This is a genomic window from Bartonella fuyuanensis, from assembly GCF_014197255.1.
GTDB lineage: Bacteria > Pseudomonadota > Alphaproteobacteria > Rhizobiales > Rhizobiaceae > Bartonella > Bartonella fuyuanensis.
In genome coordinates this window covers 26,916-47,669 of sequence record NZ_JACIFE010000004.1, presented here as the reverse complement: position 1 = coordinate 47,669, position 20,754 = coordinate 26,916, and the positions used below count along the sequence as shown (strand labels likewise).

Sequence of the window (20,754 nt, the reverse complement as noted above, 5' to 3'; positions counted from 1 at the left end):
TTGAAATTTGCATTTGGTTGCTCTTAAAAAAATCTTCTATCCCACTGCTTCCAAAACAATATTCTTTCTTTGCACAACATTTCGCGTATATTCATCAATTCTACGTTCGATTTCCGGACGAAAATTACGTATCAATCCTTGTACAGGCCACGCTGCAGCATCGCCAAGAGCACAAATAGTATGCCCTTCAACTTGTTTAGAAACTTCAAATAAAAGATCAATTTCACGCTTCTGCGCTCTTCCCTCAACCATACGTCCTAAAAGGCGCATCATCCATCCCGTACCTTCACGACATGGTGTACATTGGCCACAACTTTCATGTTTAAAAAAAGCAGCTATACGCCAAATTGCCTTTATAATATCAGTTGATTTATCCATAACAATCACACCACCTGTGCCAAAAGAAGATCCAACATCTCGCATTCCATCGAAATCCATGATCGCATCAACCATATTCTCTCCACGAACAACCGGACAAGAAGCGCCACCTGGAATAACAGCTAAAAGATTATTCCATCCACCACGAATACCTCCTGTATGTTTTTCAATTAATTCGCGAAAAGATACACCAAGAGCTTCTTCAAAAGTACAAGGGGCATTAACATGTCCAGAAACCATAAACAATTTTGTTCCAACATTATTCGTTCGACCAATTGATGAAAACCACGAAGCACCTCGACGTAAAATCGTGGGAACAACTGCTATAGATTCTACATTGTTTACTGTTGTTGGACATCCATAAATCCCCATATTTGCAGGAAATGGTGGTTTGAGACGGGGTTGTCCTTTTTTCCCTTCAAGACTCTCGAGAAGAGCTGTTTCTTCACCACAAATATAGGCACCGGCTCCATGATGAATAATAATATCGCAAGCATGACCATATTTCGTTTTTTTGCCAAGTAAACCGGCTTCATAACATTCATCTACAGCCGCTTGAAGCGCCTCACGCTCACGAACATATTCACCACGAATATAAATAAAAGCAACATTCGCTCCCATCGCAAAAGTAGCAAGCACACATCCTTCAATCAAAGGATGAGGATCATGTCGTAAAATATCACGGTCTTTACATGTTCCAGGTTCTGATTCATCAGCATTGACAACCAAATAATGAGGACGACCATCATTCTGCTTTGGCATGAAAGACCATTTCATTCCGGTAGGAAAACCAGCTCCACCACGACCACGTAACCCCGATGCCTTGACCTCATCAATGATCCAATCACGACCTTTGTCAATAATCTCCTTCAGACCATTCCAATGCCCACGTAACATCGCGGCCTTTAATGATTTGTCTTTTAAACCATAAATATTGGTGAAGATACGATCTTTATCAGCTAGCATGCCCCACCTTTTTTTCTATTGCCCGTAGCATTTTTAGCTTTTCCTTAAATGCACTCTAAAAAAATTCTTGAAACTTTCTACTTTTCATCAAATGTCGTTATAAATGAATGCAATATCTCTTCAAAAAAGGATTTAGCTAAAATCTCATTCTCTTACTACTCTTTTCATTTGAAGATTTATGAGATTTTCTTTTTTCTTTATCATCAAGAAGAGATGTTAAACCGCTAATCGGCTCCGATGATTTGCGACTGTTTTGCGGACCAACAGCTATCTCAGAACCCTTTCCGGCCGCAAATGCATCAATAATTTCTTCAAGGCGCCCAGCCGTAAGATCTTCATAAGTATCTTTAAAAATCATAACCATAGGAGCATTAACACAAGCGCCAAGACACTCCACTTCTTCCCATGACAATGTTCCATCCTGATTAATTATAAAAGGTTCACGATGAATTTTTTTCTGACAAACTTTAATCAATTCATCAGAACCACGTAACATACAAGGAGTTGTACCACAAACTTGAATATGCGCTTTTGTTCCAACAGGTTTAAGCTGAAATTGAGTATAAAAAGTAGCAACTTCTAAAACACGGATGTACGCCATAGAAAGAGTTTGAGCGATATGTTCAATTGCAGCACGTGTCACCCAACCATCTTGCTCTTGCGCACGCATTAATAACGGAATAACCGCCGATTGCTCACGCCCTACAGGATATTTCTCTATAGTATTTTTCACCCATATCTGATTTTCCTTTGTAAAAGAAAACTCTGCGGGCTGATAAATATTATCTGCAAGACGGCGTACGGACATTAGCGATCAACCTCCCCAAAAACAATATCAATCGAACCCAAAATAGCTGTAGCATCTGCTAACATATGGCCACGAGTTAAAAAATCCATAGCTTGGAGATGCGCAAACCCAGGAGCACGCAATTTAACACGATAAGGTTTATTGGTTCCATCAGAAACAAGATAAACACCAAACTCACCCTTTGGAGCTTCCACAGCGACATAGACTTCTCCAGGAGGCGTATGAAAACCTTCCGTATAGAGTTTAAAATGATGAATCAACGCTTCCATAGAGCTTTTCATTTCATTGCGCTTCGGTGGTACAATTTTGCGATCCAAACTCGAAACCGGTCCATTTTTTTCACTACCAAGTAATCGTTCTACGCATTGACGCATAATTTTTGCTGATTGACGCATTTCTTCCATACGAATAAGATAGCGATCATAACAATCACTATTTTTACCGATAGGAATATCGAATTCCATTTCATTGTAACATTCATAAGGTTGGCTTTTACGCAAATCCCATGGCGCACCAGCTCCACGAATCATAACCCCAGAAAAACCACGTGCCCAAGCTTCATCAATACTTACAACGCCAATATCTACATTACGCTGCTTAAAAATCCGATTTGGTGTCACAAGCGCATCAAGTTTGCCAAGAGAAACAAGGAATGGATCAATAAAATCACCAATATCTTCAACTAAAGATTCTGGTAAGTCTTGGTGTACACCACCGGGACGAAAATAATTTGCATGAAGACGAGCACCACAAGCACGCTCATAAAAAATCATCAATCTTTCACGTTGCTCAAATCCCCAAAGCGGCGGCGTCAAAGCACCAACATCCATTGCCTGTGTGGTTACATTAAGCAAATGATTAAGAATACGTCCAATTTCAGAAAACAAAACACGGATTAATTGCCCTCTTTTAGGAACTTCAATATCCAATAACTTCTCAATAGCAAGAACAAAAGCATGTTCCTGATTCATAGGAGCAACATAATCTAAGCGATCTAAATAAGGACCTGCTTGAAGATAAGTCTTTGTTTCCATTAATTTTTCTGTTCCACGATGCAATAACCCAATATGTGGATCTACACGTTCGACAACTTCACCATCCAGCTCCAGAACCATGCGTAAAACCCCATGCGCTGCAGGATGTTGCGGACCAAAATTGATATTAAAGTTTCGAACATTGACCTCAGCCACAATCAACCCCTTGTTTTTTTTAACTTCATATCAAATATTAAAAAAATTATATTATACTAAAAATATTTAATCATTTAAGAGATATACTACTCTAATGTAACGCCTTATCAAAACCAATATTATTTTTTTCTATCTGCTTTTTCATCACATGGTAAAATATGTTGTCCTCCTTCCCAAGGGGAAAGAAAATCAAAACTACGCATTTCTTGACGCAAAACAACAGGCTCATAAATCACCCTCTTTGCTTCATTATCATAACGGCATTCAACAAATCCGGTTACAGGAAAGTCTTTGCGCAAAGGATATCCTTCAAATCCATAATCTGTTAAAATCCGTCTCAAATCTGGATGACCTGAAAATAAAATCCCATACATATCATACGTTTCACGTTCATACCATTCTGCACCAGGGTAAACCGTACAAGCTGAAGCAACAGGAGTATTTTCATCAGTACGAACTTTAATCCGTAAGCGTAAATTCTCACGAGGAGATAACAATTGATAAGAGACATCAAAGCGCTTATCACGAGAAGGATAATCCACACCACTAATGTCTGTAAGATTAATAAATTGACAACGAGAGTCATCACGAACAAACATTAAGACATCGGTAATTGCATCAAGTCGCGCTACAATGGTTAATTCACCAAAAGCAAGAACGGTTTCTTCAAGCTTATTCTCTAATTTTTTTTCCAAATAAGCAGCAAGTTCAACCAATGTTTCGTCCATCATGATAAGAAAACTCTCTATCGCTCTATGGATCCGGTACGACGGATTTTTTTCTGTAACAATAATATGCCGTATAATAATGCCTCTGCTGTAGGTGGACATCCTGGAACATAAATATCGACAGGCACAATGCGATCACAACCACGTACCACTGAATAGGAATAATGATAATACCCCCCACCGTTTGCACACGATCCCATAGAAATCACATAACGTGGCTCTGGCATCTGATCGTACACTTTTCTTAAAGCAGGTGCCATCTTATTCGTCAGAGTACCTGCTACCACCATCACATCTGATTGACGAGGTGAAGCTCGTGGTGCATATCCAAAACGCTCATTATCATAATGAGGCATTGAGCATTGCATCATTTCGATAGCACAACAAGCCAAGCCAAAACTCATCCACATTAAAGAACCAGTACGCGCCCAAGTAATCAAAGCATCTGCTGAAGTAACTAAAAAACCCTTATCTGATAATTCAGCATTAATATCACGAAAAAAATTATCATCATTTCCTAACAACTCACCAGTATTAGGATCAATGATTCCTTTTGGTTTTGGAGCTGTAATAGTTAAATTATTAGATCTTAATTCCATTCAAGAGCTCCTTTTTTCCATTCATAGATAAATCCAATAGTTAAAATCGCTAAAAACATAATCATCGACCAAAAGCCAAACATACCTATCGATTCGAATGAAACAGCCCAAGGAAAAAGAAAAACAACTTCAAGATCAAAAATAATGAATAAAATTGATACCAAATAAAAACGAATATCAAACTTCATGCGTGCATCACTAAATGAATTAAATCCACATTCATAAGCTGATAACTTTTCAGGATCAGGGGAGCGATAAGCTACAATGTAAGGTATAATCAACAAAACTCCAGTAATAACTGCCGAAATCATAATAAAAATCAAGATCGGTAAATAAGAGCTTAATAAATAAGTCATAACCCTCTTCCATTGTAACGAAATGCCTGAGTTTAACACAATTACTCAATAATCGCTCTATTAATTTTGCTCAATACCGCCCAAAGGCACACAGAGCCATACTTTTCTCATCAGCATAGGTAACGCAGAGCCAAAAAAGACGCAAGCCCTATTCTTATAAACCATATAAAAAGGAGGAAAAAATACAGTTATCTTCTTTCTAAGTTTACAATACATAAATATCTTATAAAAGGAAATTACGTACAGCAGTATAAAATGGCGCGAGTGACGGGGCTCGAACCCGCGACCTCCGGCGTGACAGGCCAGCACTCTAACCAACTGAGCTACACCCGCGCACTTTCTCTAAACCAACTTATTTTGGCATAAATGATCGTGTAAGGGGTTCATTCGTTTATGTCAAGAAGGATTATGCATTTTTTAAAAAAATATCAAATATCATCTTTATTCTTGCGTTTAGAAAAAAAATTCCTTAATAGAGAACGCATTCAGTTACTAATCATTGCATTGGGCGATTAGCTCAGCTGGTAGAGCGCCTCGTTTACACCGAGGATGTCGGGAGTTCGAGTCTCTCATCGCCCACCATTTAACTCCTATAAGGAATAACATATTGGTTTTATATAACCGTTTTTAAGGTATGGGATATGTGGGTAAAAGTTTGGGAATAGTATTTTTAACATGCCCCTTCATTATTGCGAATCAAAAGTTCTTTTCGGAATGTTTTTTTGCTCTACCTGCTATCCAAAGGGTCTCAACTTCTAAAAAATCAAAATTCTTAAAGATCTCTCGAACTGTATCACAATCATTCAGGCTTAAAACAAACCTACCTTAAATGTCCTTAAGAACTTTTGCCATACTGATAAAATCAGCTTCAACAAAATTCCCTGAACTATAATATTGCTTCTTTGCAAAATAAGGCAGATCTAAATAAAATAAATTATAGAGTACATCAAAAAAATCAACAACCCCTTCCCACGATAAATTTAAGATCGTTCTATCAAGCAATTTTTCCCTAATACGTTTCATCCTTGATAACAGCTTATCCGGACTAAACCTTGCCTGTCTCTTTCTTCCAAAACTAAAAGAGACATAATCTTTCCTCCCAAACAAAACACAATGTTAGAGAAATAAAAAGCGAGATGCTCTTTCAACCTTCGAGAAGCTTTCTGGGTCAATCTCCGCAAGTTCAAAAAACAACTTCAAAATGTCCTTCAAGCGTTTTAACTTCTTTCGGATTAACAATAATCTTTATATCGTTTCCCAATTTTGCCAAACACTCAAGCATTTTCATTTCACTAATTCCTCGAAATTCTCCACTTAAGAGTTTAGACAGTTTTGGTTGAGTCATTTTCAAAAGTTGACTAGCCTGTTTTTGTGTTAAGTTCTTTTCTTCCAGAATTTAACTAATCTTATGAGCAAGTTGCGCTTTGATAAGCATCTCTCTGGAATCTAAAAAGCCAAGATCCGCATAAACATTAGAACTACCGTGAAAAACATTGATCATTTTAATTCCCTTCTAATTGTTCTGCTAACTTGAGACGTTCTTTAATCAGATTAATGCCTGGTTTTGGTGTTGCAATGCCACGGGTCGATTTTTTCTGAAAACAATACAACATATAAAGAGATTTTTTATATTGTATCGTTTAAACAATGCGATAAGTTCCTTGCATATCATATTCAACAATTTCTGGAACGTTGGCAGATCCAAACCCCTTGAGAACCTTAACATTTTTCCCTTTTATCTCCTATCTGGAGTAAGATAAAAAGTATAGCCAATCCTTTGTTGAATTAAGATCAGAAAAATTTTTTATATCTTTGAGTGAAGAACCAAGCCATAAGATACATTTTATTTTACTCATGATCATTAATATCTCTGATGGTGATCCTATAGAGTTTGCATCATATGTTGCAAATACAAGATAGCCCCATTGCAGAGATTAGTAGAACATTCCGTCAAGAACATACTTCTGTTATTCATAACTATCAATTTCACCTCTTCCATAGTTTTTTCCAAAAGCTCTTGTAAAAAGGGATAGGTTGCGGAGTGGGAGTGTTCTCAATCTTTTCAATCGGTTGGTCACCATCAGGTATCTCAGCTCCCACACTTTCTTTAATTCTTTTGCAAAGGAATTCATAAAAATTGCTAGCGTAATACTCGCAATCCTCAGATGGAAGCATGACATAAAGTGGGCATTCTCCATCCCTAAACTGCGTATAATCAAAATAAAAGGTTTCACCAAAATCTGTTCTGCTAATGAAAAGCTGTTCTGGTGTCACAAAACCACGTTCTCTATTGAGTAAGTTTCGGTAAACAATATCACCAGCAGGAATACCTTCCCCACAATCTCCATAAATGCTAAATATTTCATCACCACCAATTTCTCCTCCTCCATATTTTTTTAAGAAAACTTTGTAAGAGGATGTGAATTGCAAACCCAAAGCTTTCTCCGCCTTTTCAATCTGTAAATCATCTGTTTCATTCTCTCCATCATCTTCAGTACCCAAATTGATAATCTCTTCATCATATTTATTTACTTTATCAATTAAGACTGCAACATCATCTAAGGTATAGGTTTTCATCAATTATTCTCCATTAATTATTCTATAAATCTCTGTTTTTTCTCTTTTCATCAACCGTAGAGTATTACTGCCGATGCTCCTGTCCCCATCTGTCAAAATCTAGACCTATAATACCCCATTTCATATCAATTATTTCTCCTAAATTACTGTTTTTTTGTTCTCTATACCCTTTAGCGCGTTCCTTCCAATATTCCTCTCTCCACTTATTAAACTTTTCTCTCTCTATAAGCGATTGATGTGTTTTGGAAGGAGCATGAATAACAGAAGTATATTTTTTATGAAATTCATGGCTCATTTCTGCTAAGGGTCCATCAGGGGTTTGATTTAGGTGATGCAACTCAACAGGCTTACCATCAAACCCTATAGGTGCTCTTCCTGTTTTTGTCCTTTCAACATTGGTGCCCCATACCGTTTCCTCTTTTTCAGTCCATTTAACCCTTGCATGAGGATCAAACAAATCGTCTCTCTGATAGGCTTTGTTTGTCTGTCCAAATTTGCTATCGGTAAATTTAGTGGGTTTCTTTTTTAACCAAAGCTTTTTTCTTTAGCAGCAAGTTTGGTCAGTTCTTTCCTAGCAGCTAGTTTGGCAGGATCTCCTTGAGCTGCAAGTTTGGCAAAATTTTTCTTGGAAGCGAATTGGGCAAAATCTTTTATAGCATTGAACTTGATCACAGCCTTTTCGCCAAGCTTTATGCCTCCCTTGGCTGCTCCAGCAACTCCTGTCATTAGGGATGCTGTTTCAGTCAATAATTTTCCAAATTCAAGTCCAGCTTTAAAGGATCCACCAGCACCAGCTCGCTCATATTCCTCCTCCATTTTATTAATGCGATCTACATAGGACTGTCCAAGGGTCCGACCAATTGTCGCCAAAATCTCACCACTGCCGAAAAAATCTTTGAGTGCTTTCAAAGTCTCTTCGGGATGTTTGGCTATTTGCAAAAAACCATCAACCGTATCATATAGTTCAGTGGGTACACCAGCTACCATACCAGCCCCAAAGCTTATATCTTGCCCTGTACTAATCGCAGACCGTTTTGCAGATACTTCTGCATCACATAAAAGGTCAGGACACTCCTTTAATTCTTTTTCCTTCTGAGCTTGTTGCGCACTGCTGAGGTAGTTATTTGCAGCAGCATTACCTGCAGAATCAGTGCCGGCATCAACATCGCCACCAGCGAGTGCCGATGCAAAGGCTCCTGCAATGCGGAAAATATCAATGGTACGATCATTAAAATCATAAAACAACGTATTGATTTATAATGATAATTTATAGTTATTCAGATTGAATTAGAACCCCGAATAACGTAAGATTCTCTCATTTCAAATCTGTTTATCTCGAGTCAATCAAAACCATTTCCTTGCATGTCATAAGCAGGGCTAGCGTGTGGGTAAAAACTGTATAAGAAAGGAGTAAAAATGGCTCTTATGAACCGTCTGAAGGCAAGGGCGGTCGCAACATTGGGAGCTGGTAAATATAATGATAATGCCAACTTGTTTCTTCATAAGCGTAAACTGGAAGTGCTCAATGGATTTACCGTTATACCATTTATGGACGGCACCATGAGATGGGCTTGGAAGCGTTGCAAGATATCTCTTTTAAAAAAGCCCGTGAATTTAGCAAATCAATGGCGCTTTGTGTTACGTGAGGGGCGTGACCCTATTAAAGAACGCATTGAACATCTAACCACAAAAAGGACGGGAATTCGGCACACAATTCGATATATTCCCAGCGACAACAAAACACAATCTGCATAATGATTATTGTTCATGCTTTAACTTAATGTCTTCTTATATCCTTCATAAAAGAAAACTAATCATGATAGCTTTTTCGTAAATCTTGTTCAATGAGATGTCGAACATAGCATGTATAAGGGATAACTTGATTCTTAACTTTTTCCTTCAAAGCTTTCATAAACACTTGAGGCAAACAAATATTGATAGAAGCTTCTTTAGGTAAGAATTTAAAATGAACAAGTTTAAAACCCGTTAAGTCATAATCTGTAAGATCAGCAGTATTAACAAAGTTTTCCGCTTTTTCATCCGCCTTGAAAACGGGTATTTATTTTAATTTAGAGGTCTTTATAAAAACAAATCCCCTCTGTAGAATCATAAGAGTAACATAAATTCAATATGTTGTTTGCAATTATCTTATATGAATCTACTCAAGAATCTATCCTTTTATGCATGATTCATTTGATCATTTTTTATATAAGATTACCATGTATGAATAGACCATAAAAAATCATGATGAAAATATTATAATGCATGTGTGCATTCAAGTGAAATAAAAACAGATATCATTTATAACAGTTTATAAATTTTATAATACGTTTTTATCACAGCACAAAGCACATTATTTTAAAATTCAATCGTTTGAAATTATCGACAACATAAATTGCATAGAAAGAACAAAACTAATGCTCCTCAAAATTGGCGAACGAAAAATCTAAAAATATTAGAGCAATCTTTTTTATCTATTAAGGAGATTATCGTTTGAAACGATCATAAGGATTATAGGTTTAATTTAAAAATAACTTTTAATATAATGGTTTTGTAACCGCAGTATTTTTTACTGAGGTAGAAAATAAACAGGTAATGAAATTCAGCATGTTCTGCCTTCTGAAATTAAAAGCCTTTTAATGATATAACGCAAGAAAGCCAGAAAAATGTTTTTGATAAGCCATTCATTTAATAAGTATTTGCCCCTTGATTAAATTGGTATGAACCTAAAAAATTTTTAGTTGAGAATACTAAATTATTTTGATTCACTCAGCTTGATTTTGAGCTTAACATTTTGAAACACTTTTAAAAGAGATATTTTGATCAAGTAAGTAAACAAAATTATACAAACTTTCAGTAACTTCAAATTATTATATGATAGTATCGACGCGTTAAACATAGAAATATGGCATCCCAATAAATTTTACACCACTTGCGAAAGAAACTTGATAAAAACAAGCGCATTAAGAGATATTAAAAAAAAATGAAGGGTCAATAAGCAACGATGATATTCTGCAGGATATAACTTCTATTCATGCACGACAACTACAGAACAAAAGCCCAATTATTCTATAGAGTAAAGCAAATATAAAGCAAAAACTAGTTCTATTAGAAATATTCCAAAAATGACTATAAATCATGCTCACTATTGTAGCTGTAGATAATTTTACTAAGAATAAAAGGGCAAAAATAATATGCAAAATAATTCTCAATACACATCGAGTGATTAGTTCTGCTGTTATAAAATACCTTTCAATTAACTTTTTTATATTAGAAATTACAAAATACGTAGATATCTTTCTAGAAGAAAAAGATGATACTACTTATAAAATTGAGTGTCGAATAATTCAAATTATTTCCGAGATATAAAATATTTTTATATATGAATTAATATATCTATATAATATACAAACAATATTTTAATAACGTTATTAAAGAAAATATTATATTTATAACGCATTAAATATAAATAAATATATTATCTTAATAATTTTAAAAATAAATAAATAAATTTGATTTAAATAAAAAAGTGTAAAATTATTACAGATATACGTATTTTTTAATGTACTCCTTTTTTATTATTTTGATTGGAACATTGAATGCTGACATGTAAACAGTATGAATTACTCTTGTTTATTAATAATCATATCAAAGAAACTGGTGTTCCTCCTTCTTTTGAGGAAATGAAAAATGCATTAGAACTTTCCTCAAAATCTGGTATTCATAAACTCATTATAGGCTTAGAACAACGAGGTTTTATACATCGTTTGCCTAATCGTGCTCGTGCAATGGAGGTGATTCGACTCCCTGAGAAAATAACATTTAACCTTTCTTTAGCACGTAAAATTTCTCCTAGTATGATAGAAAAAAATAAAAGAGAAAGATCAAAAAATTTGAGTGATCTTGGTGATTTTGAGGCGGAAGAAAAAAAAAATATCACTATTCCCATTATGGGACGTATTTCTGCAAGCGTTCCGGCCTCTACTATACTGCAACAAACAAGCACACTTTCTTTGCCACACGATATGGTAAATATAGGTGAGCACTACGCATTAGAAGTTAAAGATGACTCTATGATGGAAGCTGGTATCCTTGATAAAGATACAATCATTGTGAAACGTCAAAATACAGCAATATCAGGTGAGATTATTGTCGCATTTATCGATAAAAAAGAAGCAACATTAAAACGGTATCGACGCAATGGAGCCTCTATTGCCTTAGAAGCTGCAAATCCTCACTATGAAGTACGGACATACAAATCCGAGCGTGTAGAAATACAAGGAAAGCTTACTGGACTTATCCGTAAATATTAAAAAACCATTTTATAATATATATACACCAATAAAATACATATGCAGCAAAAAACTGTTGAGTATTTTTTAACATTGTACTACGTGTATCTCATTTTTACCTTATCCTTTAAAGAAAATTCCCTAATCTGATCTGTGAACAATCTAGATCTTCCAAGCCAGTTCCCTTCCTCTTTCCTCTCACGTACTTCATTTACGTAAGACCTAAGAATCCAACTTAAAAATATTCTCCACGCATTCTAAAAATACTTGAATACTTTAAAAAAAGTCTGCCAGATAGCACACCACTCTCAATGACAGCATTTTATGGAAGAATAAGATAAAATCATATGCATGCATAAAATCACGCAAAATATTGTAGAAAAAAAATCAAATAAATTTGTAACAGAGTGTATTGCATATGGATAAAAATAAAGAACATTTTTCTTTTTAAGTAAATAAAAACAGAACGTAATCGTTGATAGTAATTGTAGGATTATCATAGTAGCATCTCGTATTAGTTTTGTTTCCCTTGGATGCCCCAAAGCACTCGTAGATTCTGAGCGAATTATTACAAGCCTTTACTCTGAAGAGTATGAATTTTACGTCAACATCAAAGAGTGATGTCATTATTGTAAATACCTATGGTTTTCTTGACTCTGCCAAAAAGGAATCATTAGTTAATATTGATGAATCTCTCAAAAAATGGAAAAGTTATTGTAACAGGGTGTCTATTGCTGATCCTGATATTATTTGCCAAGCATATCCCAATGTATTGGCCATTACAGGATTATAAGATTATGAAAACGTTATAAAAACTGTTCATATAGCAATTCCTCCCGTTCATGATTCTTTTCTTGATTTAGTTCCCTCCCCCAAGGTATTTGTTTAACACCTCGCCATTATGCTTATTTAAAGATTTCTGAAAAATTCTCTAACTGAAGTAGTTTTTGGATCATTCCCACATTGCATGGTGATCTCACTTCACACCATTAGTGATGTTCTTCGAGGAGATAAAAAACTCGTACAGCGGAATAAAAGAACTCTTGATTATTTTACAAGCTATGAGCGCTTATAGCATTGATCTTAAATATCTCGAGAGTCCTTGGAAAGGTTATACAATCAAAATGATTTTTCTGACCTTTAACGCGAACTAGGCCATATGATCATTCGGGTACATATGCACTACGTTTATCCTTATCCCCATGTTGATGAAATTACCGAGCTTATGGCTACAAAAAATCCTCCTTTATCTAGATATACCTTTTCAGCATGCATTGCCAGCTGTTTTGTAACATATGAAGCGTCCTGCACTCACAAAAGTAAAGAATTTTGAAATTGAAAAGTAGCTAAAATATGTCCAGATCTTACTTTGCAATTTACATTTATTGTCGGTTTTTCTGGTAAAACAAATGAAGATTTTAATATACTCCTAGAATAACTAGAAGAGGCAAAAAATGAACGAGCTGGGTATTTTAAATATGAAGAGGTAAAGGAGAGGTTGCAAATGATTTAAGATTAAGAAAATATTCCTGAAAACGTGAAAGAAAAATGCTGGCATCGTTTTATGGCAAAACAACAACAAATTTTTACATATCTCTTAAAGAAAAAAATCGGAAAAAGACTCCAAGTTCTGATCAATGAAAATCAAGGGAAAGTTGCTAAAGGACGTAGTCAATACGATGCTCTGGAAATAGATGGAGTTGTACATGTTTCATCACGATACCCATTGCGTGTAGGTGAATTTGTCATCGTTAAAAACAAACAAACAGATTCCTATGACCTTTATGGTACAGTAGTTTAAAAATTTAACTCTCTCCCCGTTCCAAATGACAAAGATTCCTATCAGAATTAGTTTATAAAAAAGCGACTTCTCACAATAAGACCCAATCGCTTATGTAACTCATTTCATGAGAATTTACGAGAAAGCTCTGCCCTGAATATTCGTTATACATCCTTGTAAAATACAATATATCGAAAATTTATATAATCTTTTAGGTCGCCACTCTAAATGATATTGTTTATAGCCACAGCATAAAATGAAATCCATAATACTCCCCGATCTTTAATTAGACAAATAATCATATTATATTGCGGTAGTCGATAGGTGAAAGGAGTTTTTTTTCAATTGTGTTTTATACACACAAACATTCCAGTTGTGATATTAGCATGTTTTTATGAATATCAGATAAGAAAATTTGAAATAATCTAACCTTATGATAATTAAGTTACACAATAAATTATCATTATAAATAAGTATCTTATTTTAAAATTTCTGAGTTTATTTTTAGAAGATCTAATTTTTATTAACAGGCTTTAAAATCAAAGAGTTTTTTATCAAGCAAATGACTTGGGCGTACATTTGTCAAAGCGCGAATCATCGTATCTTTCCGCCCTGGCATTTGTTTTTCAATATTTTTTAGCATTTCTTTCATTGCATTACGTTGTAAACCATCTTGACTACCACAAAGATTACAGGGAATAATTGGGAATTGCATTGCTTGAGAAAATTTTTCCATATCTTCCTCAGCGGCATAGACAAGAGGACGTAACACAAAAAGATCCCCCTCATCATTTTTAAGTTTTCCAGGCATAGCGGATAATCGACCACCATGAAACAAATTCATTAAAAATGTTTCCAAAACATCATCACGATGATGACCTAAAACTAATGCAGAACATCTCTCTTCGCGTGCAATACGATATAGATTTCCTCGTCGCAACCGAGAACAAAGTGAACAATATGTCTGCGTCGCTGCCAATTTATCTGTAACAATGGAATAAGTATCCTGATATTCAATACGATACGGAATTTTATAAGAACTTAAAAAGTCTGGAAGAATATGTTTAGGAAATCCTGGTTGTCCTTGATCAAGATTACAGGCAAGAAGTTCAACGGATAAAAGACCACGCCATTTTAAATCTAAAAGAAGCGCTAATAAACCATAAGAATCTTTTCCACCTGATAAAGCAACAAGCCATTTTTTTCCTGTAGAAAACATAGAAAAATCATCCAAAGCTTGACGCATATGACGCAAAAGCCGTTTGCGCAATTTATTAAATTCGACACTTGAAGGAGCAACCCGAAATATTGGATGACAATCATCAACTTCTCTTTCCAAAGGATCATCTTTCTCTTTGTTTTCTTCTATTGCTTGATACTCAACTGAAATATTTTTCATAATACCATATCCTGTCCAATAAATAGCTCATTTTGCAAAGACAGAAACAAATATAAAGCAAGTTTATAGTTATGTTTTTTGAATTTATAAAATTAAATACATAAAAAATAAATGGAACTATATAAGCTTGTCACTATCAAACATAGTGATAAACTTAATATAGAACCATTCACAAAAAACATTTTCTAACTTCAAAAATCATAAAAAAATACACCATTTTGAAGTTAGAATAATAGAAGAGAGAAACAATTTCTCTCATAGAAAAATTATCGAGAATAAAATTCAACAACCAAATTAGGTTCCATTTGCACAGCATAAGGAACATCTAAAAAAGCAGGAATACGTGTAAAGATTGCTTTCATCTGTTTATGATCTGCTTCAATATAATCAGGAACATCGCGTTCTGCCAACTGTACTGATTCTAAAACTAAAGTAAGTTGTTTTGATTTTTCCCGAACCTCGATAACATCACCAGGCTTACAACGATAAGATTGAATATTTATACGCCGCCCATTTACATTAATATGGCCATGATTGATAAATTGGCGAGAAGCAAAAATCGTAGGCACAAATTTTGCACGGTAGACAACAGCATCTAAACGTGACTCTAACAGACCGATAAGATTTTCACCAGTATCTCCCCGTCGGCGAGCAGCTTCTTCATAAGTTTTGTGAAATTGCTTTTCTGAAATATCTCCATAAAACCCTTTCAACTTCTGCTTAGCGCGTAACTGGACCCCATAGTCAGAAAGTTTTCCTTTACGGCGCTGCCCATGCTGACCTGGACCATAATCACGACGATTAACGGGAGATTTTGGACGCCCCCAAATATTCTCTCCCATACGACGGTCAATTTTATATTTTGTTGTTTCGCGTTTACTCATCGCATTTCCTTTAAAATAAAACACGAGATCTTAAAATCCCAAGGAAACGCACCCTCCTCTGCCTTTAAGATACTAAAGACCGACAGAATACCTTAACATATCAAGATGCAAAGTTATCCATGGGACACGTTAATTAATGCCATTTTTCCAAAAAAAGCCAAAATAATTTTATTGATCTCATATTCCAAAGTCAACTCCTTTCATGAGTTTTAAGCCAAATTCTTTTAACAAACGCTCCGTTGAAAAAGTGATATTTTTTGATGTCAGTAACGCAAAATCTTGATATTTCTTTATAGATTGTTGATGTATCTTTTCTGACAAGAGCAATAATGATTTGGTACGTTTAGCGATAGCTTTCGCTGGATCAATCCATTCAACAGGCCATAAAGCTTGTTCATGAAAGAAGTTAATCAAAAAAGGATAATGTGTACAAGCTAAAACAATAATATCAGTACATTTGCCATTTTTTTCTACAAAACATGGCAAGATTTCTTTCTTTAGCTCTTTTGAATTAATAGATTCTCCCCGTACATAATCTTCAGCAAATCCAGCAAGCTTTTCGCTTCCCACAAGTTGAACATGACACTGCCGAGCAAAAGAATTGATTAATTTATTTGTGTAAGCACGTTTAACCGTCCCAGGAGTTGCTAATACGGAAATAAAACCTGTTTTCGTCTGTTCAGCAGCTGATTTAATTGCAGGAACCGTTCCTACAAAAGGAACATGAGGAAAATTTTGTCGTAAATTTGCCATCATTAGAGTAGAAACAGTATTGCAAGCAATCACACATAAGGCAGGATGATAACGTGTTAAAAGATTTGTCAAAATCCTTAAAATACGGTCTTTCAAAATATTTTCTTCCCAATTTCCATAAGGGAATCCAGCATCATCAGCTACATAAATAAATTGCATTTCAGGGATAAGAACACGCACTTCCCTTAAGATAGTTAAACCACCAATACCACTATCAAAAAAAAGAATAGGTCGTTCATCCATCAACTTTCACACCTGTTTTTAATTTTTTTTAATCTTTCGCGATCGCGCTCTGCAGGTGCTCTACTTCCCCGTGGATATTGTGGAGAAAAATAATCCAATGAAGATATAATGCCTTGCAATAAGTGAACCTCAGATTCACTAAAATTAGCGCGCGTAAAAACAGAGCGCAAATTTGCAAGCATTACTTCTTTACGTTCTGGGGGTCTAAAATACCCACGGATAGCCAAAGCCTCTTCTAACTGAGATAAAAAACTATGAAACAATGTTTTATTTGCAGGTTTCATCTCTGCAGCACGAAATGCTGTATCGCTTACATTCTCCAGACCTGTTTTCATCCATTCATAAGACATTAAAAGAACTGCTTGCGCAATATTAAGTGATGCAAAAGCAGGATTAACTGGAAAAGTAATAATTTCATCGACAAGACTAATTTCATCATTTTTTAGTCCCCATCTCTCTCGTCCAAAGATAATACCTGTTTTATGGCCAATACTTTCACGCTGACGTAATATGCTTGCTGCTTCGACAGCGCTTTTTACAGTTTTAAATCCACATCTTTCACGGGCTGTTGTGGCAAAAACATAGTGTAAATCTGCAATTGAAGCACGTAATGTATCAAAAATCACAGCATTGTTAATGACATGATCAGCTTTACTTGCAGCAGCTCTAGCTTTTTCATTTGGAAATGTTTCTCGAGGTTTGATTAACCGAAGCTTAGAAAGCCCAAAATTTGCCATTGCCCTTGCCGCCATGCCAATATTTTCCGAAAGCTGCGGTTCAACTAAAATAATAATAGGACCATTTGTTAAATTTTCACGATTCTTATTCGTTCCAGCCATCCACACTCCCTTGTTCGCTTATTATACCCCTACCTGCTGTTTTTTAACGTAACCTTCTTCAGAGTACTCCTATGATTTTTAATAACAAATTATAGGTAATATTACCTTTTTATTCAAAAATAATAGTTTTTAAAACTAATAATAAATTTTAAAAGTCATAAAGTGAATTCTGGAATTTTATAACAAATTTATATAAGATATCGTAACGCTTCTCACATTAATTTTTTCGTTTAATTAGATGATATCTCCTGCAAATCATAATTCCAATTGAATTATGGAACCCTAAGCCCTAAAAAGCAATATGCGCTTTATTCCCAAACTTTTACCTGCAAAACTTATCCGTCGTTATAAACGTTTCCTTGCGGATGTTAAACAAGATGATCAACATATCTTCACAGTATCAGTACCTAATACAGGATCAATGCTTGGATTAACAACTTCCAACTCCAATATTTGGCTTTCATATCGTAACAATACTAAGCGAAAATATGCTTATCAATTAGAGATTGTTGAAACTGAGAATACTTTGGTTGGCATTAATACCACCTTACCCAATAAACTTGCGTTGGAAGCAATTCAAAATGGTTTACTACCAGAATTAAGTAGATATAAAACAATCTTAAAAGAACAACCTTATGGGACACAATCACGAATTGATTTTCTTTTACGGGAGGACACTCTTCCTGATTGTTATCTAGAAGTCAAAAACGTTCATTTTATTCGTCAAAAAGGATTAGCAGAATTTCCTGATAGCAAGACAAAACGTGGGGCTCGTCACCTTGAAGAACTCATAGAAGTCGTACGACAAGGAAAACGAGCTGCTATGCTTTATATTATTCAACGAGAAGATTGTGCAGCTTTTACAATCTGTCATGATCTTGATCCTATCTATGGACGTAAGTTTGATTTAGCACTAAAATCAGGGGTAGAATGTTATGCTGTAAAATGTCACGTAAGCGTAGAAGGCATCTTTCCGATTCAGAGAGTAAAAATAGAAAATAGAAGAAGCAATGACTGAATATATTGAATATAACAAAACCCCTTTAAAATTTAATGGAAAAATCCGCATTTTCGATGAGTATGCTTTTGCTAAAATGCGGGAAGTTGGTCGTATTGCGGCAGAATGTCTTGATGCGCTTACAGATATTATTAAGCCGGGCATTACAACGCAAGAAATTGATGATTTTGTATTCATTTTTGGTGCTAAGCGAGGCGTTCTTCCTGCTGATCTAAATTATCATGGATACAGCCATTCATGCTGTACATCTATCAATCACGTTGTCTGTCATGGAATTCCCAATAAAAGACCCTTGCAAGAAGGTGATATTGTGAATGTTGATGTAACCTTTATCCTGGATGGTTGGCATGGAGATTCAAGCCGAATGTATCCCGTTGGAAAAATCAGACGTGCTGCAGAACGCCTTCTAAAAATAACCTATGAAAGTCTTATGAAAGGTATCGCTGTTGTTAAGCCTGGAGCAACAACAGGTGATATTGGAGCAGCCATTCAACAGTATGCAGAATCTGAGCGCTGCTCAATTGTGAGAGATTTTTGCGGGCATGGCATTGGACAGCTTTTTCACGATGCCCCCAATATCCTCCATTATGGAACCCCTGGAGAAGGTGTGGAATTAAAACAAGGCATGATGTTTACAATTGAGCCTATGATTAACCTTGGCAAGTCACAAGTTAAGATTTTGTCTGACGGTTGGACTGCAGTTACCCGTGACCGCTCTCTGACAGCACAATATGAACATACAATTGGTGTGACAAATGAAGGCTATGAAATATTTACACAATCTCCTAAAAATATTTTTTATATTCCAAATTCGCATACCTAACGCAATATAGAAATATTATGGCTAAAAAATTAAATCAAAAGGAAGATACTCAAAGTAATCACTTTGCATTAACATCGAGTTCTTCACTCATCCCAATATCAAAAAGAAAAAGTGAAAAGCTTAAGCAAAACGTACAGCTCCATAAACATTATCAGGGACACCGTGAACGTCTTCGAAAGCGCTATTTAAAGTCAAAAGGAAATGCACTTGAAGATTATGAATATCTTGAATTATTGCTTTTTCGCACAATACCCCGCGCAAACACAAAGCCCATAGCAAAAGATTTGATAGCGCATTTTGGTTCATTAGCTGATGTCTTGGGAGCTGATATTCACCGACTTCAAGAAGTTCAAGGATGTGGTCCCGCAACAGCAATTGATTTAAAAATTATTTCAGATGTTGCTGGACGTATCGCTCGTGCACAATTATTTAAGCGCGATATTTTTTCATCATGGGATAAAGTGTTAGCTTATTGTAAAGCTGTTATGGCCCACGAAACTCGTGAACAATTTCGAATTTTATTTCTCGATAAGAAAAATGGCTTGCTGGCTGATGAGGTACAACAAACTGGAACCATTGATCATACCCCTGTTTATCCTCGTGAAGTTATTTCTCGAGCTTTAGAGTTATCTGCATCAGGACTTATCTTAGTCCACAACCATCCTTCTGGCGATTCTACACCCTCTGATGCAGACATAACAATGACATACAGGATAAAAGATGCAGCAAATGCATTAGGCATTACTATCCATGATCACCTTATTATCGCACGAAACAACCATACGAGCTTTAAAGCATTAAAGCTTATATAAACCTTATGAGATGAAAAAAGACTTCATTCATCCATGCATAACGAATCAATTTCCTAAATCAATATCTAATATTGCCATTGAGAAATTATAGGATAGCTCATCTTCATCTTCATCTCGATAAATAATGCCTAAAAACTCATCTCCCATATAAACCTCACAAGAATCATCTTTCTTGGGCCGTTCTCTGACCTGCAATGTTGAGTTTTGGAATGTATTTTTAAAAAAAATATCAAGTTTTTTTATTTCATCAGCATTCACTATACTCTCCTGTTTTTTTAAAGACGATTAAAACAATTGCGTGTCATGTTA

At 35.3% G+C, this 20,754-nt stretch carries 22 protein-coding genes, 2 tRNA genes and 2 pseudogenes; 8 read left to right on the top strand and 18 right to left on the bottom strand.

Annotation, left to right across the window (positions count from 1 at the left end):
- Positions 1–36: 36 nt before the first annotated feature.
- The 7 genes from nuoF to GGR08_RS03025 all read right to left on the bottom strand — a co-directional run bounded on the left by nuoF (position 37) and on the right by GGR08_RS03025 (position 5,358).
- A complete protein-coding gene (gene nuoF / locus GGR08_RS03055; RefSeq protein ID WP_183193925.1) occupies positions 37–1,344 on the bottom strand; it encodes an NADH-quinone oxidoreductase subunit NuoF in 1,308 nt (435 codons plus the stop codon).
- A 136-nt stretch (positions 1,345–1,480) separates the two neighbouring features.
- Positions 1,481–2,152 carry an NADH-quinone oxidoreductase subunit NuoE gene (nuoE, locus tag GGR08_RS03050; protein ID WP_183193924.1) on the bottom strand — a complete coding sequence of 224 codons (672 nt, stop codon included), beginning with the start codon at positions 2,150–2,152 and terminating at the stop codon, positions 1,481–1,483.
- Positions 2,152–3,342, bottom strand: coding sequence for an NADH-quinone oxidoreductase subunit D (locus GGR08_RS03045; protein WP_183193923.1), 1,191 nt, complete (start codon positions 3,340–3,342; stop codon positions 2,152–2,154). Before GGR08_RS03045 ends, nuoE begins: the two co-directional genes overlap by 1 nt.
- 119 nt (positions 3,343–3,461) lie before the next feature.
- Positions 3,462–4,073, bottom strand: a complete 612-nt coding sequence (locus GGR08_RS03040) for an NADH-quinone oxidoreductase subunit C (RefSeq protein ID WP_183193922.1) — start codon at positions 4,071–4,073, stop codon at positions 3,462–3,464.
- A gap of 14 nt (positions 4,074–4,087) precedes the next feature.
- Positions 4,088–4,669 (bottom strand): NuoB/complex I 20 kDa subunit family protein, encoded by a 582-nt coding sequence (locus GGR08_RS03035; protein ID WP_183193921.1) that lies wholly within the window; start codon positions 4,667–4,669, stop codon positions 4,088–4,090.
- On the bottom strand, positions 4,660–5,025 hold the full coding sequence (locus tag GGR08_RS03030; RefSeq protein WP_183193920.1) for an NADH-quinone oxidoreductase subunit A: 366 nt from the start codon (positions 5,023–5,025) through the stop codon (positions 4,660–4,662). Before GGR08_RS03030 ends, GGR08_RS03035 begins: the two co-directional genes overlap by 10 nt.
- A gap of 256 nt (positions 5,026–5,281) precedes the next feature.
- Positions 5,282–5,358, bottom strand: a tRNA-Asp gene (locus GGR08_RS03025).
- Positions 5,359–5,531: 173 nt separating this feature from the next.
- Here GGR08_RS03025 and GGR08_RS03020 point away from each other — a divergent pair.
- Positions 5,532–5,607 (top strand) — tRNA-Val (locus GGR08_RS03020).
- A 243-nt stretch (positions 5,608–5,850) separates the two neighbouring features.
- Here GGR08_RS03020 and GGR08_RS08190 read toward each other — a convergent pair.
- On the bottom strand, positions 5,851–6,048 hold the full coding sequence (locus GGR08_RS08190) for a DNA adenine methylase (protein WP_246350106.1): 198 nt from the start codon (positions 6,046–6,048) through the stop codon (positions 5,851–5,853).
- A 160-nt stretch (positions 6,049–6,208) separates the two neighbouring features.
- Complete coding sequence (locus GGR08_RS08655; protein WP_425485748.1) at positions 6,209–6,418, bottom strand: helix-turn-helix domain-containing protein; 210 nt, start codon at positions 6,416–6,418, stop codon at positions 6,209–6,211.
- A gap of 507 nt (positions 6,419–6,925) precedes the next feature.
- Between GGR08_RS08655 and GGR08_RS08650 the strand changes: the two genes are divergently transcribed.
- On the top strand, positions 6,926–7,048 hold the full coding sequence (locus GGR08_RS08650; RefSeq protein ID WP_183193919.1) for a hypothetical protein: 123 nt from the start codon (positions 6,926–6,928) through the stop codon (positions 7,046–7,048).
- Here the strand turns inward: GGR08_RS08650 and GGR08_RS03000 are convergent.
- From GGR08_RS03000 to GGR08_RS08180, 3 genes are all read right to left on the bottom strand, one after another.
- Positions 7,012–7,602, bottom strand: coding sequence for an SMI1/KNR4 family protein (locus tag GGR08_RS03000; protein ID WP_183193918.1), 591 nt, complete (start codon positions 7,600–7,602; stop codon positions 7,012–7,014). The two genes, GGR08_RS08650 and GGR08_RS03000, sit on opposite strands and share 37 nt — an antisense overlap.
- A gap of 64 nt (positions 7,603–7,666) precedes the next feature.
- Positions 7,667–8,059 carry an HNH/ENDO VII family nuclease gene (locus GGR08_RS02995; protein ID WP_246350105.1) on the bottom strand — a complete coding sequence of 131 codons (393 nt, stop codon included), beginning with the start codon at positions 8,057–8,059 and terminating at the stop codon, positions 7,667–7,669.
- 68 nt (positions 8,060–8,127) lie between these two features.
- Positions 8,128–8,847: a VENN motif pre-toxin domain-containing protein gene (locus GGR08_RS08180; RefSeq protein ID WP_246350103.1), complete on the bottom strand. Its 720-nt coding sequence runs from the start codon at positions 8,845–8,847 to the stop codon at positions 8,128–8,130.
- Positions 8,848–9,018: 171 nt separating this feature from the next.
- On the opposite strand from GGR08_RS08180, the pseudogene GGR08_RS02990 reads away from it, so the two are divergent.
- Positions 9,019–9,273, top strand: a pseudogene (locus GGR08_RS02990) (Arm DNA-binding domain-containing protein); the annotation flags it as partial.
- Between the two features lie 139 nt (positions 9,274–9,412).
- Here the strand turns inward: GGR08_RS02990 and GGR08_RS08175 are convergent.
- The gene (locus tag GGR08_RS08175; protein WP_343050731.1) at positions 9,413–9,661 is read right to left on the bottom strand and encodes a CopG family antitoxin; all 249 of its coding nucleotides are present in this window, start codon (positions 9,659–9,661) and stop codon (positions 9,413–9,415) included.
- 1,540 nt (positions 9,662–11,201) lie between these two features.
- Here GGR08_RS08175 and lexA point away from each other — a divergent pair.
- Entirely contained in the window at positions 11,202–11,915 is a 714-nt protein-coding gene (gene lexA / locus GGR08_RS02980) for a transcriptional repressor LexA (protein ID WP_183193917.1), read from the top strand.
- A gap of 477 nt (positions 11,916–12,392) precedes the next feature.
- Positions 12,393–13,695, top strand: a pseudogene (rimO, locus tag GGR08_RS02975) (30S ribosomal protein S12 methylthiotransferase RimO).
- 502 nt (positions 13,696–14,197) lie between these two features.
- Here rimO and ttcA read toward each other — a convergent pair.
- The 4 genes from ttcA to GGR08_RS02955 all read right to left on the bottom strand — a co-directional run bounded on the left by ttcA (position 14,198) and on the right by GGR08_RS02955 (position 17,792).
- Positions 14,198–15,073, bottom strand: a complete 876-nt coding sequence (gene ttcA / locus GGR08_RS02970) for a tRNA 2-thiocytidine(32) synthetase TtcA (RefSeq protein ID WP_183193916.1) — start codon at positions 15,071–15,073, stop codon at positions 14,198–14,200.
- A 266-nt stretch (positions 15,074–15,339) separates the two neighbouring features.
- On the bottom strand, positions 15,340–15,957 hold the full coding sequence (gene rpsD / locus GGR08_RS02965) for a 30S ribosomal protein S4 (RefSeq protein WP_183193915.1): 618 nt from the start codon (positions 15,955–15,957) through the stop codon (positions 15,340–15,342).
- 177 nt (positions 15,958–16,134) lie between these two features.
- A complete protein-coding gene (gene murI / locus GGR08_RS02960; protein WP_183193914.1) occupies positions 16,135–16,953 on the bottom strand; it encodes a glutamate racemase in 819 nt (272 codons plus the stop codon).
- On the bottom strand, positions 16,953–17,792 hold the full coding sequence (locus GGR08_RS02955) for an RNA methyltransferase (RefSeq protein ID WP_183193913.1): 840 nt from the start codon (positions 17,790–17,792) through the stop codon (positions 16,953–16,955). The genes murI and GGR08_RS02955 overlap by 1 nt, the downstream gene beginning before the upstream one ends.
- A 301-nt stretch (positions 17,793–18,093) precedes the next feature.
- On the opposite strand from GGR08_RS02955, the gene sfsA reads away from it, so the two are divergent.
- Genes sfsA through radC form a run of 3 tightly spaced genes read left to right on the top strand, consistent with a single transcriptional unit; the run spans position 18,094 to position 20,445 of the window.
- The gene (gene sfsA / locus GGR08_RS02950) at positions 18,094–18,810 is read left to right on the top strand and encodes a DNA/RNA nuclease SfsA (protein ID WP_183193912.1); all 717 of its coding nucleotides are present in this window, start codon (positions 18,094–18,096) and stop codon (positions 18,808–18,810) included.
- Complete coding sequence (gene map, locus GGR08_RS02945) at positions 18,803–19,633, top strand: type I methionyl aminopeptidase (protein ID WP_183193911.1); 831 nt, start codon at positions 18,803–18,805, stop codon at positions 19,631–19,633. The genes sfsA and map overlap by 8 nt, the downstream gene beginning before the upstream one ends.
- Before the next feature lie 17 nt (positions 19,634–19,650).
- Positions 19,651–20,445 carry a RadC family protein gene (gene radC / locus GGR08_RS02940; RefSeq protein ID WP_183193910.1) on the top strand — a complete coding sequence of 265 codons (795 nt, stop codon included), beginning with the start codon at positions 19,651–19,653 and terminating at the stop codon, positions 20,443–20,445.
- Positions 20,446–20,490: 45 nt separating this feature from the next.
- Here the strand turns inward: radC and GGR08_RS02935 are convergent, their stop codons facing one another.
- On the bottom strand, positions 20,491–20,703 hold the full coding sequence (locus GGR08_RS02935) for a DUF3126 family protein (protein WP_183193909.1): 213 nt from the start codon (positions 20,701–20,703) through the stop codon (positions 20,491–20,493).
- Positions 20,704–20,754 lie beyond the last annotated feature (51 nt).